Origin of the sequence: Agrobacterium sp. NPDC058088, from assembly GCF_042885035.1 — a bacterium.
GTDB lineage: Bacteria > Pseudomonadota > Alphaproteobacteria > Rhizobiales > Rhizobiaceae > Agrobacterium.
In genome coordinates, this window is sequence record NZ_JBHVSU010000006.1 from 144,801 (window position 1) to 161,118 (window position 16,318).

Here is a 16,318-nt window from a genome sequence, read left to right on the forward strand (position 1 = left end):
GCCGGCTCATCGATCCTGAAAAAACCTTGGCGGTCCTGTGGTGCCAGCTAACCTCAGGTATCCCTGAGATCACCGATTAGGGTTGGCACCAGTTCTCCCACCGTCGGGTGGATTGGCACCGCCCAGCGCAGTTCTTCGGTCGCGGCCCCCAGGTTTATGGCGTCGAGCACGCCGTAGATCGCCTCGTCACCTCCCACGCCGAGGAAGGCGGCGCCAAGTATCCGGTCGGTTTCGGCGTCGACGACGAGTTTCATGAGGCCGAGTGTTTCGCCTTTCTCGACGGCGCGGCCGACGCGGCTCATCGGCCGGGTCGAGACCTTGATCCGGTGCCCGGCGTCCTTTGCCTGACGCTCCGTCATGCCAACGCGCCCGAGTGGCGGATCGATGTAAAGACCGTAACCGAGGATGCGGTCTGACACTTTTCGGTCACCGCCATCGAGGAGGTTTGCCGCGACGATCTCGAAATCATTATAGGACGTATGCGTGAATGCGCCTCGTCCGTTGCAGTCTCCAAGCGCCCAGATGCCTTCTGCGGTCGTTTGCAAGCGCTCATCCACCGCAATAAAACCGCGCTGATCAGTCTCGATGCCTGCATGATCAAGGCCCAGATCGTCGGTATTCGGCCGCCGTCCGAGAGCGACCAGGACATGGCTACCACGGACGTCGCATTGATCGGTCCGTACGACCAAGCCCGCATCTTCCTTGGTGACGGACAGAAGGTTGTGGTTCAAAAGAACCCTGATGCCATCACCGCTCAGGATATCCGCGATCGCTTGCGAGATATCGGCGTCCTCTCTGGGCGCCAGTTGCGACCCACGCTCGATGACTGTAACCTCTGCGCCGAAGCGCCGGTACATTTGCGCGAATTCCAATCCGATGTAACTGCCCCCGAGAACGATCAGATGTCTCGGCAATGCATCAAGCTGGATCACCGAGGTACTCGTGAGATACGGCACATCCTTCAGGCCGGGAATGTCCGGGATGTGCGGCCGCGCGCCGACATTTATGAAAATTTGCGGCGCACTATAATCTGCGCCGTCGACGGACACGGCCTTCGCACCGATAAATTTGGCTTGGCCGTGGATGACATCCATCGTCTCAAGGCTGTCAAACCAGGCTGCCAGACCATTTCTCGCATCAAGGGTCACCTTCCGGGCGCGAGCCGCTACGACCTGCATGTTCACGGTCGGCTCACCGCCGATGGTGATGCCGAATTCGGATGCGCGCCGCGCAACCGCGATAGTCTTGGCACTGGCGACCAATGCCTTTGTCGGCATGCACCCGGCGTTGACGCAGGTGCCACCAAGATATTTCCGTTCGATCAGAGCCACCTTGCGGCCCATCGCTGCCATCCGGGCGGCGAGGAATGGCCCCGCCTGCCCGGCCCCTATGAAGATTGCATCATACTCTTTCATGACACGGACACCATAATGACCCATGCAAGTGCAATGACGACTGAACTGCGGCCGGCGCAATCATTGTCCGCAGACCGGCAACAAGCCCTTTCAGCAATGAGAGAAGGATGAGCATTGATATCCCCCGACTTCACCTAGATCGACAGCCGTAACGCCCGGGCGACAGGCGGACGAATGACCGTATTCTTTGACAGGTCCTGCCGACCTCGGCCGCGGCTTTGAAAGAGGGCCGGAAAGCGGCAGTGACGACGTCCGGATTGCCGCTTGCCGTTACCAGACCGGAGGATTGCGAGCGTACCACGGCATGGCAAGTTGGTCGACAGGACGGCGGTGTAAAGGCGCGAGCGAGCCATCGACCTTGGCCGAGAACTCAAATTCGAGGAGGAGAATGCCTTGCCGGACACGGACACGTCTTGCAGTAATCAAGTCCGTCAATCAGATATCGGATGCAACAGACGCGTCGGAGCCTCTTTGGCTTGCCCTCGCCATGAGGGTAAATGATGGGTTTGAAAAGCGGGTTCCTTGAGCCATCGGCCATATTGCGGGCGTCAAGAAGGTCCAGCGCGTCCGCCACGCCCGCAACGGAGCAATCATTGTCCATGGCGTAACTGCGCGCAATGCCTTCGAACACGTTGCCGGCATTTGACCAAAGGACGTTGCGAGAAAGACCGCTCACCTCGGAAACAGCTCTAATAACGCCTTCGATATTGCCGCTGATCAAAAAGGCAAACCGGTCTTCTGCGGACGTCGCTAAAACAGGGCGACCAAAATCGGACAGGCCAAGTGAAACGATCTCCCCTTCGGCGCTGACATCGATACTCAAGTCTGCCGGTGTGAGAGGCATGCGCCAATCCAGCAACATTGCAGCGGTAGCGATCGGTTTCATCACCCTTGCGAAGTACCGCTTCGACCACTCACCAGCCACCGCGGCAAGAGGCGCACTCGGCCCATGGCGACGACCGTAACTGTGAAGGATCCTCAAGAGACAATTGGGCTCCAGCAATTCGTTGAAGGTCAGGTCGGTGCGCCGCCTGCGCCGGAAAAAATCGCGCCATTGCGCGTTTGTCGGCTGACCCAGCAAGTCGCCAAGAAGCTTTGACCTTCGCATCTGCTCCTGCCAGCCTAGACGAACCGTGTGACGATCTGGCGAGCCAGATGCTTTAACGACGCCGTGGAACCGAACGGCCAGGATGGTATGCCAGTTAAACGGACATTTCCTTGCGCGACAATTGGCAACATAGGCCAGAGCGAGGCATGGAGAAGATCATCCGGAATGGCCTCACCAAGGATGAACAGGGTGCTATCATTCTCAAGTGAAGCAAGTCCTTCAAGATCAACAGTCGCAAATCCGAAGGGTTGCGCTGACATTTGACTGCCATCGGCAAAGCCGATTTTTCTGAGGAGGCCGGATATTGCAGCGTTGGGTGCAAAGGCCCGCAACCGCGGAACGCCCGGCAACGGTTGCGCCACGACCAGCTTACGGCCTTCCACCTGCCCGGCATGCCCCGTTCTCAGCTTTTCGATCTCACCATCGAAACTCTCGAGTAACCTTGCAACATCATCTGATCGGGACAACGCTGCGCCCGCCTGGTGGGCGCTCTGATAGACGCTTGCCAGCATGTCATCCTCGTTTTCCTGATCGTCGATCAGATGAACTGGAGCGATCTCACCGAGCGCACGGGCAATCGACGCGTGCCGGTAACGCGATGTCAAAATCAGGTCTGGTTGCAGCTTGCGGATCGCTTCAAGGCTGGGCTGCTGTCGTCGTCCCACGTCAACGGCATCGGCAAGACCTTCATTTGCGACATTGACCCACGTTTTGTAGCCGGAGATTTCCGCGCATCCAACGGGCGATATTCCAAGGGAAAGGGCAATCTCGGTAGCAGTCCAGTCGAGCGTGACCAAGCGTGAAGGTCCTGAGGCGGCAAGCGACCCTGGCGCAGCAATCAAAGCCACCGCGCCACTCAAGAACGATCGTCTGCTTAAACCTGCTACCACTTCACGCTCACTGTTCCCACAACGGTCAAACCCTGCCCGTAATAGCATTGCGTTGGAGTGTTGCAGCCGGCGACGTAGGTCTTGTCACCGAGATTATAACCGTTGAGCTGGAATGAGTAGCGGTCATGTTCGTAACGGGCAAAGGCATCGAACAGCGTATGACCGGGAACGAAGAATGAGTTCGCTGTATCCCCGGCAGTCTTGCCGATGCGACGGACACCAGCACCGACTGTCAACTTTCCCTCCCAGCTGTCCGGCATGGGCAGATCATAGCTCACGAATAGGGATTGCTGCTGCTTGGGAACGGTATAGGGCATTTTGCCGATCTGGGCTGGTGTCTGGCTTTCGGTTACCACAGGATCCTGCCAGCTTGCTGCTGCGGTAAGATTGAGGCTATCCAACAGAGTAGCGTTAGCCTCCAGTTCGATCCCACGCACGCGCACTTCGTCAGTCTGGTAATAAACGCTGGCGATACGATTAACGACATTCTGTTGCGTTGCCTCAAAACCGGAAAGGGTCAGGCTGAAGTCCTCGCCTTGTGGGGCGAATTTCACACCGACTTCCTTCAACTCGCCTTTGGTCGGCTTTAGTGGCGTTGGCGCCAATGTCAGCACCGGCGAGAAGGACGTGGAATAAAGAGCGTAGGGCACAAGGCCATTATCGAAGACATAAGCGGCGCCGACCCTGCCTGTGAAAGCTCTATCGTCCTGCCGGTAGCGGGTGGTAAGACCGCTGGCAAGCGCGGTGCTGTCGGAGTCGTTGCTGACATAGTCCTGGCGGCCGCCAACGGTCAGACGAAGGCCGCCCATTTCCATTTGATCCTGGAGATAAAAGCCGACCTGACGCTGAGTCTGGTCAAGATGCGTGGTCAGGGCTGCCGGTTGCACGCCAATGCCGTAGACCGGATTGAACAGGTCGAGAGTGGGGCCGTTGCGCGATCCAGTCCTGTTGACGAGATTTTGCCATTGCACATCGATACCGCCAAGAAGTGTATGGCTGACTGGCCCAGTGTCGAATTTGTATTCAAGATTAGTATCCAGCGCCACGGCGTTGAGCGTTGGCTGCGCATTATAGACGAGGCGTGAAAGCGTGCGCTGGTTGGCGGAAAGACCGTTGCCAAAGAGGTTCTGATAGTTCACGTCCAGATATGAGTACCGGAAATTCTGGCGTAGAACGAGATCGTTATTAAACGCGTGCTCAAGCCGATATCCCACATAGGCCGTTTCCTTGTCGTAAATTGCCAGTGAGGGATCTCCGTCCGAAAAGCTTCGGGGTATTGTCAATCCGAGGCGATTGGGAAAGATGCTTCCAACGGCCGGAATAAGCGAGGGCACCTGGCCAGCGTCATCCTTCATGTAAGCACCGTAAAGCGTGAGACTGGTGTCCTCATCCGGCGACCATTTGACGGTCGGGCTGATGGCAAAACGATCGTTCTTGCCGAAATCATTCATTGTCTCGCTGTCGCGGATCATACCTTCCAGACGGTAAGTAAGATCGGAATCAGTGCCGACCGGACCCGTAATGTCGAACCCGGCTTCCTTCTGCCCGTAGCTTCCGAAGCGGCTATAGAGTTCTCCGCCGGCTTTATCGGACGGATCCTTGCTGATCATGTTGACCACACCGCCGACATTCGTTTGTCCGAAAAGCGCCGAACTTGGTCCGCGCAGCACTTCCACACGATTAAGGAAGTACGGCTCCACGCGAAAACCGGCATAGCCCCCCGTCTGGTTTGCAATCTGAGGCACACGCAACCCGTCGAGATAAAGATCGGCGCTAAAGCCACGGATGCTGAAGTAATCGGAACGAGGATCGTTACCATAGCGTTGGCCGTTGACGTTCGCGCTATAAAGCAAGCTGTCCGCCACCGTCTGCACAGCGCGGTCCGTCATGGCGCCGCGGGTGACAACGGAGACGGACTGCGGTGTCTCGGCAATTGCCATCGTGGTCTTGGTGGCCGAAGCCGATTGCGTTGCCACGTAGCCACGTTGTTCGACCCGCGCCCCTTTTGCGACCTTTCCATCTAGGATGATCGGCTCGAGCACGGTCGAACCATTCGTTTCCTGCGCCTCAGCCATCGCAGGCGGGAAAATGAGCGCGCTCAACGCAACGCCCGACACGAAAAGCAGTAGCCCCTCTCTGGCGACGTGGCAGGTTGATGTGCGAAGACGAAGGACGGTGTTCTGCATTCGAGGACCTGTGATAGGAATACTGCGCAAAGGCTACTCCGGACTGTCCGTTGTGTTTTTAAAACCCGCACGCTTGGCCGCTTAACTAGACTTTTTTTATCAGCATTGTCAGGTCAAAATCGAGCTCTGCCGGGCCATTTTATGGCCTGATCTGGCGAAATGATTTTATTCTGCTCCAACGGGCCATTTTTTTCTTTTGAAATACGAACGCTGCGCGACTATGGCTTTTTCAGTTGGAAGCGGGTCGCGACACTACCATTAGGAATCCCATTGCCTTTAAACACGATGCAACAGCCGCAAAGGGCAGCTGATCTTCAAAATGTGCCGCGGCCTGTCGCGGCCATGGCACGGACCTACGAGCAAAGCGTGGATTTTGGCTGGCACAGCCATCGCCGAGGGCAACTGCTACAGATCATCGACGGCTTCATGACCGCCCGAACCCCCGACACCTCATTCATCATTCCCTGTGGATACGGTTTGCTGATTGCCCCGGAGATTCCACATGCCGTCCATTCACACGGGCGGGTCTCGATGCAGTCCGTCTACATCGAGCCGGAACCAGGGATCGCCATGCCGTGGGCGACACGCGTTATTTCCACCTCAACGCTCCTGTCGGCCACGGTTGGAGCGTTCTTGAACGAGCCGACCCTTTACGACGAAAACGGCCGCGGCGGACATCTGGCAGCACTGATGCTCGAAGAGATTGCCAATGCGCAGGAAGGCCCGTTTGCACTTCCAATGCCAAGTGACAGGCGATTGCAACGGCTGTGTCGGGATCTTACCGACACACCGTCGCTCGATCTCGATATTGATCGCTGGGCAGACAATCTCGGCATGAGCCGGCGCACCATGACGCGGAAATTCCGAATTCAGACGGGCATGAGTTTTGCCGAATGGCGGCGTCGCTTGCGCATGGCGCATGTCATGCGCCGCCAGGCGGAGGGAGCGCGTCTGGACGAGGCGGCAGCAGACGTCGGATATCGCAGCTTGTCCTCGCTTCGCAAGGCCATGCGCGAGGTCTCCGAATGAACAGGCTCCCGAGTATAGAGAAGGCGCAAACCATCGCCGCCCAGGCGTTTGGTATCAGCGTTACCTATGATCAGGCTCAAGCGCTTCGGCAGGTTGATGCTATCGCATTTGAGGGTCGGATTACCGTCATATGCGGTGCGAACGGCTCGGGGAAAAGCACGCTGCTCAAATGCCTCGCCGGGCTCGAGCAACCGACGGAGGGCGAAGTGCGCCTGTCCGGACAGCCGCTCAACGCGTTGTCCCGACGCACGGTCGCTCGCCAGGTTGCCGTCATGAGCCAGGCACCTGAAATTCCAATCGGCCTCAGCGTCGAAGAACTCGTTGAACAAGGCCGTTACCCTCACCGTCCGTGGCTTGGTCGTCTGTCGGCGCAGGATCGCACGATCATCGAAAGCGCCATTTTTCGCGTCGGTCTTCAAGACTTGCGTGGGCGACAACTCGGGACCCTCTCGGGCGGTGAAAGGCAGCGAGCCTGGTTGGCGATGGCTCTGGCGCAGGAACCACGTATCCTTTTTCTTGATGAACCCACCAGCTTTCTCGACATCAGATATCAGGCCGAGCTCTTGACGCTGCTGCGCAAACTTAATTCAGACGAAGGGCTCACGATCATCGCGGTGCTTCACGATCTCAATCAGGTGATGGATATCTCCAATGACGTCGTCCTGATGCAGAGGGGTCAGGTTCTCGCGGCCGGGCCGGCACATCAGGTACTGCGGGCTGACCTGTTGCAGCAAGCCTTTGAGTGCCGCGTCGATCTCATTTCACATCCAGATGGAAGCGGGAGAAGCTATTGCATGGTCGACTGGGTCGGCGCCGGCAACCGGCAAAACCGGCCGGTTTCGTCTCGACCATGAACTTGTCTCACCTCAGCATTCGCCAATCGGCCCCAGCCCTTGTCTGGCCATTCGGCGTGTTGCTTCTGCTGCTCCTGGCGGCGCTAGAACTCAAAGTGGGAAGCAAGCTGGTTGGCTGGCAGGATGTGTTTCTTTTTCCAACGGGCCCGGAGACGCTGCCGCAGGCAATTCTGGAAACAACCAGGGCGCCCCGTTTGGCTGCAGCCATGTTGGCTGGCGCCGCCCTTGCGCTGGCAGGTTCGGTTCTTCAAACCGTCTTGAAGAACCCCTTGGCGGCTCCGGATATATTGTCGGTCACCAGCGGCGCGCAGCTTTTCCTTGTGGTATCAACCTTGTTGCTGCCCTTGGCTCTGCCGCCCATCATAGCCACGAGCGCAGGCGGCCTCGCCGGCGCGGCTGCCTGTCTTGCGCTGGCAGGCGGCTTTCAGGCCCCGGCAGGCCGACTGGCTCTTTCCGGTGTCGCCGTGTCACTTTGTTTTTCCGCCGTTTCATCGGCAATCGTGCTTCTCGCCGATGAACGGGCATCTGGCCTGCTGCTGTGGTCCTCCGGCATTCTGGATCAGACCGGATGGGCGAAGGTCGCAACGGCAGCTCCTTTTGTGCTCCTGTCCTTCCTGACGCTTATCCTGATGGCGCGCGCGCTGGACTTGCTGGGATTGGGCGACCGGGCTGCCGCTAGTCTCGGGGTGACAAGGAGCGTCACGCTTTTCGGCCTGCTCGTCGGCGTTCTTCTCTGCGGCTCGGCAGTCACCCTTGCAGGGCCTGTCGGCTTTATCGGCCTTGCTGTTCCGAACGTGTTGCGCGCACTGGGTGTAAGCCGGCATCATCGCCATCTGCCGCTTTCAATGGTGTGGGGAGCCAACACACTGCTTCTTGCAGATGTGGTAACACAAACTCTCACGCACAATGGCGCCGCCATACCGACAGGCGTTACGGTTGCCTGCCTCGGTGCGCCGGTCATGTTGCTTCTGCTCCGGAGGGCAAAAATCGGGGGAGAGCGTCGCATCGGTTTGCCCATGGGCGTGGCGCGCCCACCTTTCCTCCTCGTCTTGGCAGCCCTTGCCGCTCTAGTTCTGATCGCGATGGCGGCAAGTCTCGCGACAGGCGACGGTTTATCACTGACAATCGCCGGGATGACAGGAAACCTCGACCTGCGCGCCCCTCGCCTTCTCGTCGCCCTTGGTTGCGGCGCATTGCTCGCCGCAGCTGGCACCGTCCTTCAGGCGGTTACTCGTAATCCACTCTGCGGGCCCGAGACGCTGGGCCTGACACAGGGAGCTGCGCTGTTCAGCCTCGTCGCGCTCCTGCTTGGATTTTCACCCGCAACGCCAGCTTTCCAGGTGGTCGCTCTGACCGGGGCCGTTGTCGTGCTCTTGCTGCTCCGGCTGCTGGCACCGAAGAATTCTCCGGAAAAGCTGGTTCTGGCTGGTGTCGCGATCGCCGCAAGCCTGGGTGCGGCCGCAACGATCATAGTCGTAGAGGCGCGTTTGCAAACGGCTCAAGCACTTTCGTGGCTCATCGGCTCGACGCACGCCCGCGGTTACACCGATGCATTTGCTCTCATGCCATGGGTTGTCGCTCTTTCGGCAACAGGCCTTCTCCTCAGTCGTCATCTCGATGCCTTGATGCTTGGCGATGAGAAGGCGCGCTCACTGGGCCTTGCGACCGGAAACGCCAGCAAATGCGCGGTGCTTTATGCTGCAGGGGCTGTCGCAATCGCCGTATCTTCTATCGGCGCCGCCAGTTTCGTTGGCTTGCTCGCACCGCACGCGGCTCGACTTCTTACCGGAGCCCGCCACGCCAAAAGCTTGCCCGTTGCGATGGTATTGGGCGCTGTAATGCTGGCTTTTGCAGACACGGTCGGTCGCAGCATTATCGCCCCGCTTGAACTTCCGGCGGGCATCATCACCGCAATTCTCGGCGCGCCCATCTTCATGCTGCTGCTTCGTTCAAGATCTGGATCACGGTTCTCTTGACCGGGTCAAAGGGAATTTCCGCTGGGACACAGCTCGCCAACACCCATACCTGTCAGATGTTTAAAACTTGCTCGCATCAGGTTCTTGACGAAACCTGTATCTCATCTGCGTGCGTCATTGCCGGACCAGCGATCGCGGGCGGTGCCGCGCATGGTTTTCTCGGGCCGCCGCCATAGGGTTGATAGCTGTTATCTTCGGCCGAGTAAGACCGATATTTCGCAGCACACCAGGTCTTGGCCTGTTCGCTGACATCGTATGTCTTTTCGTTATCCCGAACCGGCTGCACCTGAGCCGCCTCGCTTGAGGCAGCAGGTGAAGTTTTTCTCCTGGTTTCTGCGATTAGTGTTTCAGGCGCGACGACCGCTGGAAGTCGCTCGTAGGCCTGTTTGGTAACATCGATCCTTTTGACCTCTGACGTCCATAGGGGTTCCGCATCGAGATTGGTGAACCGGTGCCCCGGCGCGTCGTGCATAAGAGTGGAGGCAATGGTCATGGAGCCCGCAAACAGCGGTACTGCGCAAGATGTGAGCAATAAACCGACGACGAAGTTCTGCATGAGAGTATCTCCAATTTTGGTCGAAAATGCTCTTTCCAGCGCTTTGTTCCACAGCAAATTTTCAAGATTGGCGGAACTTTTGTGAGATACGTCCTGCCGTTAGGTAGTCGTGGCCAGAAGCCAAGCTTACCCTCTTCGCCTGTCGTTTCTGCCACATAGGCGCCGCGCGTTCCTATTGGCAATTCTGGCCCGGTTGTCGTGTCGCGCGCGGTCTGGTGCTTCAACTCAACCTTCATCCTGATGAGATCGGATGAATCTTGGCGCCTCTTTTAGTGGCGCTTAAAATAAGGGCTCAATCCCGAACAGGGAAGGCATTTAGCCTATTTTTTAATCTAAAATTACATTTGACTTTATTTTGTGCTGACCATAAAAATTTGAACCAAATGGTAAAACCAGGGGAACTTTCATGACCGATAAATTCAGGCTGAGCCGTCGCGATTTGCTCGCGTCGGGACTAGCGCTCAGCGCCACAGCGTTTGTGCCGTCCGTGCGTGCCGCGTCACCAATCAAAGTCGCCGGCGTCCATGGCTCGCCTGTTGAAAATGCCTGGAATTCCGTGCTGCACAAGGCCTTGCAGGATGCAGCCTCCGAAGGCGTTATTGAGTATGTCTTCTCGGAAGGAATATCCGGGACCGATTACCCTCGCGCCATGCGCGAATATGCCGAACAGGGTGCGAAACTGATCATCGGCGAAACGTTTCCGGTGGAAAAACAGGCGCGCGAAGTTGCGGCGGATTATCCCGATACGGCCTTTGTCATGGGCTCCAGCGGCAAGGAGGCTGGCGACAATTTCGGCGTCTTCGGCACCTGGAATTTCGACGGCGCCTACCTTGCCGGAATGCTCGCCGGCAAGATGACCAAATCGAATATTGTCGGCTCAGTCGGGGCAATGCCGATCCCAGAGGTCAACATGTTGATCAATGCCTTTGGCGAGGGTGTGAAGGCGGTCAACCCGGACGCAAAACACATCGTTACGTTTATCGGCACATTCTTCGATCCGCCAAAAGCCCGCGAGGCGGGACTGGCCCAAATCGATTCCGGTGCAGACATTCTGTTTGGCGAGCGGATCGGAACGGCGGATGCTGCGAAGGAACGTAAAATCAAATCCGTCGGTTCGCTCATCGATTATACGCCGCGCTATCCGGACACGGTATTTGCCAATGCGCTGTGGAATTTCCGGCCCATCCTCAATGCAGCCCTTGCCGATATTGCTGCCGGAAAGCCGACCGGCCGGGATTACACCGCTTATGGCCTGATGAAGGAAGGCGGCAGCGACATCGTTTATGTGAAGGGAACAGCACCTGCAGAAGCGGAAGCTGCCATGGAAGCAAAGCGCGCCGACATCAAATCCGGTGCGTTCATGGTTCCCAAAATCACGGACGAGCCGAAGTAAGCTTTGTCATGCAAGCCGATGCAACAGCGCTGTCCAAGGCGATTTCCTCTGGGCAGCTGACGTCCCTTGAAGCCATGCAGGCTTCCTTAAGTGCCGCCCAAAAGCACGAAAGTCTGGGTGCTATCGCCTATATGGACCGCGATAAGGGGCTCAAGGCCGCCGAGGCGGTTGACGCGCTCGCAAGCGAGCAACGCCTTGCCATGTCCTTTGCCGGCGTGCCCACGCTTGGCAAGGATCTTGGTGGGCCATTTGCCGGGTTTCCGATGGCGGCGGGTTCGAGGCTCATGCCGCGCCGTGGAGGATTGGTTGATTCCGATCTTGCCGAGCGCTTCCGGACGGCGGGCTTTTGCTTCTTTGGTTTGTCCACCAGTCCCGAGTTCGGCCTGTCTCTTGCCAGCGAACCCGCCATTGGCCCGGTCGCACGCAATCCTTTGGCACCGGCTCTGTCCGCTGGCGGCTCCTCTGGCGGTGCGGCGGCAGCCGTCGCGGCAGGCATCGTCGCCATCGCTCACGCAACGGATGCAGGAGGCTCGATCCGCGTGCCGGCTGCCTGTTGCGGACTTGTTGGATTGAAACCGAGCCGAGGCGTCATGCCGGCCGGTCCTCATTTTGGCAATCATCTCGCAGGAATCGCAACCGAGCTTGCGGTCTGCCGCTCGGTGCGTGACACAGTTGCGGTGTTTTCAGCACTGGCTGGCACGACACGCGGTCCGTTTCCACCCGTTGCCCTGCAGCCAAAGCACGAAACCCCGCTTCGCATAGGCGTGCTTTCCGATACAGGTTTAGACCTTCCAACATCACCGGAACGGCGTCTGGTGGTCGACGACGCTGCAAAATATCTTGAGGCTGCCGGGCACACGCTCGTCCCCGTTTCCTTTACGGCGATAGAAGCGATCGCTGCTCAGAGCCGCCAATGCTTCGTTGATATTGTCTGCATCAATCTTGCCGACACCATCACCCGTTTCGACCTCGATTCCTCAAAAACAGAACGCCTCACGCAAGCCGTGATTGAGAAAGGTCTGTCTCTCTCGGCGCGAGATGTCTGGCACAGCCTGAATTCCATGCTCATGGTCAGCCGTGACCTCTGGCGCTTGTTCGATGGCATCGATTGCCTGATCAGTCCCATACTGTCTTCTGCTCCCTTGCCAGTTGGCTCTTTTCCCAGCGATCATTCTGACACAGAGCTACATTTCCACCGTATGGCTGCTTTCGCGCCCTTGGCAGCGCTTGCCAACGTCTCGGGTTTTCCGGCCATAAGCCTCCCATTCGGATCGGACAGAGCAGGACTGCCGCTCCCCGTGCAGCTCATGGCGCCAATGGGGGCAGATCACCTGCTTTTGCAGCTTGCCGAACAGCTGGAGCAGGACGGCCGCTGGCAACACCGTTTTCCAGTCGCAGGACTAGCCACATGACGACATCGGTTCTGGACATCATTGGCGTCAGCAAGACATTTGGCACCACGCGTGCCAATGACAACATTTCGCTATCGCTTGCCAAAGGCGAGATCGTTGCCCTCTTGGGAGAAAACGGTGCGGGTAAGACGACGCTGATGAGCATTCTGTTTGGTCATTACGTTCCCGATAGTGGCCGGGTGCTTGTGAATGGCCAGGAATTGCCGCAGGGCAAACCGCGCGCTGCCATTCGTGCCGGCATCGGCATGGTGCATCAGCATTTTGCTCTGGCACCCAATCTCACCGTCCTGGAAAATGTGATCACAGGCACTGAAAGTCTCTGGTCATGGCGATCGCATCGGGCAGAGGCGCGGGCTAAACTGCTTTCCATTTCCGCCCGTTTCGGCCTCAAGGTGGACCCGGATGCGCGGCTTGGCGATCTTTCAGTTGGTGAACAGCAGCGCGTGGAAATTCTCAAGGCGCTCTATAACGACGCGCGTATCCTCGTTCTCGACGAGCCAACCGCTGTCCTTACCCAGACGGAGGCGCAGGGGCTCTTCAGGACGCTGAAGGATATGGCCCGGCAAGAATTGTCGCTGATATTCATCTCCCACAAACTGGACGAGGTGATGTCGACGGCGGACCGGATCGTGGTGCTGCGCGGCGGGCGGCATGTGGCTGAAAGGAAGACGTCTGAGACCAGCAAGGCAGAGCTTGCCGAACTGATGGTCGGACGCACCGTCACGCGGCCGGTGCGCGAGCCATCCACACCTGGACAGGTGGTGCTGGAAGCCGTGTCGATTACCGTTCGATCCGGTGGTGTGGACAGGCTGAAATCGGTCGATTTCCGACTTCACGCTGGCGAGGTGCTTGGCATTATTGGCGTCTCTGGCAATGGGCAGGCCACACTTGCCCAGTTGCTTTCCGGCACGAAAGCAAGAACCGGCGGCGATCTGCTGCTGTTCAACAAGGCGGTCAGTAACCTGTCGGTTGGCGATGTGGTGTCCTCCGGCATCGGTCGCATCCCGGAAGACCGCAACAAGGAAGGTGCCATCGGCGACATGGCGATCTGGGAGAACGCAATCCTCGAAAGATTGCCATCATTTTCCAGGCGAGGAATGGTCGATCGGAAGGGCGCAATGGCCTTCGCTCAAAAGATCATCGATCAGTTCGATGTTCGCGGCGGCATTCCCGCAACCCGTATCCGGCTCTTGTCCGGTGGAAATATGCAGAAACTGATCCTCGGCCGAAGCCTCATCAACAGGCCGAACATCCTGCTTGCCGCCCAGCCCGCCCGCGGGCTGGATGAAGGTGCGGTTGCAGCCGTGCATGAACGCATTCTGGAAGCAAGACGGCAGGGCACTGCGATTTTGTTGATTTCGGAGGATCTGGACGAAGTCATGGCACTGTCAGACAGTATCCAGGCCATCGTCGGCGGACGCCTGTCGCCCTCCATCGATGTTAAACAGGCAACGCCTGGCAAACTTGGTCTGATGATGGCCGGCGAATGGGACACGGAGGAAGCTCATGCGATTTGAGCGCCGCGAAGACAGGCCGGTAGCGCTCGTGATAGCGACACCGGTAATTGCTGTCATCGTTGCATTGGGAATTGCGGGCGTACTGATCGCTCTTGCCGGAGCGCCTGTTCTGGAAGCTTATCGCCGTATTCTGACGGGCGCCTTCGGTTCCAGGCTGTCGGCCACCGAAACCCTGACCCGCGCAACACCTCTCATTCTTACAGGTCTTGCCGCCGCCCTCGCCTTCCGCGCCAAGCTGTGGAACATCGGCGCGGAGGGACAGCTTTATATCGGCGCGATCACGGTCGCTTGGCTGAGCTCCCATTTTATCGGCTCAATGCCGCCAATCGTCCAGATTCCTATCCTGCTTGTTGCAGGTGCCGTCGGCGGCATGATTCTTTTGCTCGTGCCGCTGTGGCTGAGATTGCGGTTTGCCGTGGATGAGGTGGTAACGACGCTATTACTTAACTTCGTGGCGCTGCTTTTCGTTTCCATGCTGATCGATACGGTGTTGAAAGATCCGATGGCATTCGGATGGCCTCAGTCTGAATCGGTGGCGGATGCGGCCATGCTTCCCAAACTGCTCGCCCGTTCGCGTCTACATCTGGGGCTGGTCATCGCGATTCTGCTCGCTTTGCTTCTCGCCTTCGTACAGTCGCGTACGGTTTTCGGCATACAATCACGCGCAGCCGGGCTCAATCCACAGGCTGCGGTTTTTGCCGGTGTGCCACTCAGCCGTACACTTGTTCTGGTCGCCTGCATATCCGGTGGACTGGCTGGTCTTGCGGGTGCAGTCGAGGTGATGGGCGTCAAGGGCTACGTCACGACCGACCTGTCGCCCGGCTACGGATATTCCGGGATAGTGGTTGCCATGCTGGCAAATCTCAATCCGCTTGGCGTCGTATTGGCCGGCCTTTTCACGGCCACCATGTTTGTGGGCGCAGACGGCATGAGCCGCAGCCTTGGTATTCCAAGCTACATTGCTGATGTGATCGTGGCATTGTCGCTGCTGACGATGCTGGTTGCCGTCTTTTTCACCCAATACAGGATCCGCCGATGAGTGCCATTGTGGACATCTTAGCGTCCGCAGGAATGTGGGCTGCGGTTTTCAGAATAGCAACGCCGTTGATACTGGGAACGCTCGGCGCGGTGTTGAGCGAGCGTGCAGGCGTTCTCAATCTCGGCATTGAAGGCATCATGACATTCGGCGCGATGGTCGGTTGGCTTTCCGTTTACAACGGTGCCGATCTCTGGACAGGCTTTCTTGTGGCAGGGCTCGCCGGCGCCGCGTTCGGGCTGTTGCATGCGCTGCTGACCGTTACTCTTGGCCTGTCGCAACACGTATCGGGACTGGGCGTAACGCTGTTCGCATCCAGTTTTAGCTACTATGTGTTTCGCCTCATGGTTCCAGTCGGCGGTACGCCGCCGACGATAACGCCTTTCCAGCCCATTTCCATTCCGGGTTTGAGTGATCTCCCCTTCATTGGCCCGGCTGTTTTTGCCCAAACGCCACCGACCTATGCTGCAATAGTCCTCGCGATGCTGTTTGCTTACGTGATCTTCCGCACACCGCTTGGGCTGGCTATTCGAATGACCGGCGAAAATCCGCATGCCGCCGAAGCGCAGGGTATCAATCCCATGGTCGTGCGTTACGGTGCCGTGATCGCAGGAAGCGCCTTGATGGGCATGGCCGGGGCTTTTCTGACGCTGTCCGCATTCAACAGTTTTTTCCCGACAATGGTGCAAGGGCGCGGCTGGATCTGCATCGCGTTGGTCGTCTTTGCATCCTGGCGGCCGCAGCGAGCATTGATAGGTGCGTTGCTCTTTGCGTTTTTCGATGCCTTTCAGCTTCGTCTCCAGACGGTTCTGGGCGGCGCTGTTCCCTATCAGATTTTCCTGATGATACCTTATGTTCTGTCGATCGTCGCGCTTGCCGTGACGGCGCGCAGCGCCCGCGTTCCACAGGCACTCATGCAACCCTATCGGCGCGGCGAACGCTGATC

At 58.1% G+C, this 16,318-nt stretch carries 13 protein-coding genes; 8 read left to right on the top strand and 5 right to left on the bottom strand.

The window, feature by feature from the left end:
* Positions 1-53: 53 nt before the first annotated feature.
* From ACFVTJ_RS17480 to ACFVTJ_RS17495, 4 genes are all read right to left on the bottom strand, one after another.
* On the bottom strand, positions 54-1,415 hold the full coding sequence (locus ACFVTJ_RS17480; protein ID WP_386909492.1) for an FAD-containing oxidoreductase: 1,362 nt from the start codon (positions 1,413-1,415) through the stop codon (positions 54-56).
* 370 nt (positions 1,416-1,785) lie between these two features.
* Complete coding sequence (gene fhuF / locus ACFVTJ_RS17485; RefSeq protein WP_386909494.1) at positions 1,786-2,523, bottom strand: siderophore-iron reductase FhuF; 738 nt, start codon at positions 2,521-2,523, stop codon at positions 1,786-1,788.
* 14 nt (positions 2,524-2,537) lie between these two features.
* Complete coding sequence (locus tag ACFVTJ_RS17490; protein ID WP_386909496.1) at positions 2,538-3,320, bottom strand: ABC transporter substrate-binding protein; 783 nt, start codon at positions 3,318-3,320, stop codon at positions 2,538-2,540.
* Positions 3,321-3,406: 86 nt separating this feature from the next.
* Positions 3,407-5,599, bottom strand: coding sequence for a TonB-dependent siderophore receptor (locus ACFVTJ_RS17495; RefSeq protein ID WP_386909498.1), 2,193 nt, complete (start codon positions 5,597-5,599; stop codon positions 3,407-3,409).
* Positions 5,600-5,884: 285 nt separating this feature from the next.
* On the opposite strand from ACFVTJ_RS17495, the gene ACFVTJ_RS17500 reads away from it, so the two are divergent.
* Genes ACFVTJ_RS17500 through ACFVTJ_RS17510 form a run of 3 tightly spaced genes read left to right on the top strand, consistent with a single transcriptional unit; the run spans position 5,885 to position 9,458 of the window.
* The gene (locus tag ACFVTJ_RS17500; RefSeq protein WP_386909669.1) at positions 5,885-6,628 is read left to right on the top strand and encodes a helix-turn-helix domain-containing protein; all 744 of its coding nucleotides are present in this window, start codon (positions 5,885-5,887) and stop codon (positions 6,626-6,628) included.
* Positions 6,625-7,482, top strand: coding sequence for an ABC transporter ATP-binding protein (locus ACFVTJ_RS17505; protein ID WP_386909500.1), 858 nt, complete (start codon positions 6,625-6,627; stop codon positions 7,480-7,482). Before ACFVTJ_RS17500 ends, ACFVTJ_RS17505 begins: the two co-directional genes overlap by 4 nt.
* On the top strand, positions 7,479-9,458 hold the full coding sequence (locus ACFVTJ_RS17510; RefSeq protein WP_386909502.1) for an iron ABC transporter permease: 1,980 nt from the start codon (positions 7,479-7,481) through the stop codon (positions 9,456-9,458). The genes ACFVTJ_RS17505 and ACFVTJ_RS17510 overlap by 4 nt, the downstream gene beginning before the upstream one ends.
* A gap of 76 nt (positions 9,459-9,534) precedes the next feature.
* On the opposite strand, the gene ACFVTJ_RS17515 is transcribed toward ACFVTJ_RS17510, so the two are convergent.
* Positions 9,535-10,014, bottom strand: coding sequence for a BA14K family protein (locus ACFVTJ_RS17515; protein WP_386909504.1), 480 nt, complete (start codon positions 10,012-10,014; stop codon positions 9,535-9,537).
* Positions 10,015-10,420: 406 nt separating this feature from the next.
* Between ACFVTJ_RS17515 and ACFVTJ_RS17520 the strand changes: the two genes are divergently transcribed.
* The 5 genes from ACFVTJ_RS17520 to ACFVTJ_RS17540 are packed head-to-tail and all read left to right on the top strand — an operon-like array spanning position 10,421 to position 16,316.
* The gene (locus ACFVTJ_RS17520; protein ID WP_386909506.1) at positions 10,421-11,407 is read left to right on the top strand and encodes a BMP family protein; all 987 of its coding nucleotides are present in this window, start codon (positions 10,421-10,423) and stop codon (positions 11,405-11,407) included.
* Between the two features lie 8 nt (positions 11,408-11,415).
* Positions 11,416-12,819, top strand: coding sequence for an amidase (locus ACFVTJ_RS17525; RefSeq protein WP_386909508.1), 1,404 nt, complete (start codon positions 11,416-11,418; stop codon positions 12,817-12,819).
* Entirely contained in the window at positions 12,816-14,336 is a 1,521-nt protein-coding gene (locus ACFVTJ_RS17530; RefSeq protein ID WP_386909509.1) for an ABC transporter ATP-binding protein, read from the top strand. The genes ACFVTJ_RS17525 and ACFVTJ_RS17530 overlap by 4 nt, the downstream gene beginning before the upstream one ends.
* Positions 14,326-15,375, top strand: coding sequence for an ABC transporter permease (locus tag ACFVTJ_RS17535; RefSeq protein ID WP_386909511.1), 1,050 nt, complete (start codon positions 14,326-14,328; stop codon positions 15,373-15,375). Before ACFVTJ_RS17530 ends, ACFVTJ_RS17535 begins: the two co-directional genes overlap by 11 nt.
* Positions 15,372-16,316 (top strand): ABC transporter permease, encoded by a 945-nt coding sequence (locus ACFVTJ_RS17540; protein ID WP_386909513.1) that lies wholly within the window; start codon positions 15,372-15,374, stop codon positions 16,314-16,316. Before ACFVTJ_RS17535 ends, ACFVTJ_RS17540 begins: the two co-directional genes overlap by 4 nt.
* Positions 16,317-16,318: the final 2 nt, after the last annotated feature.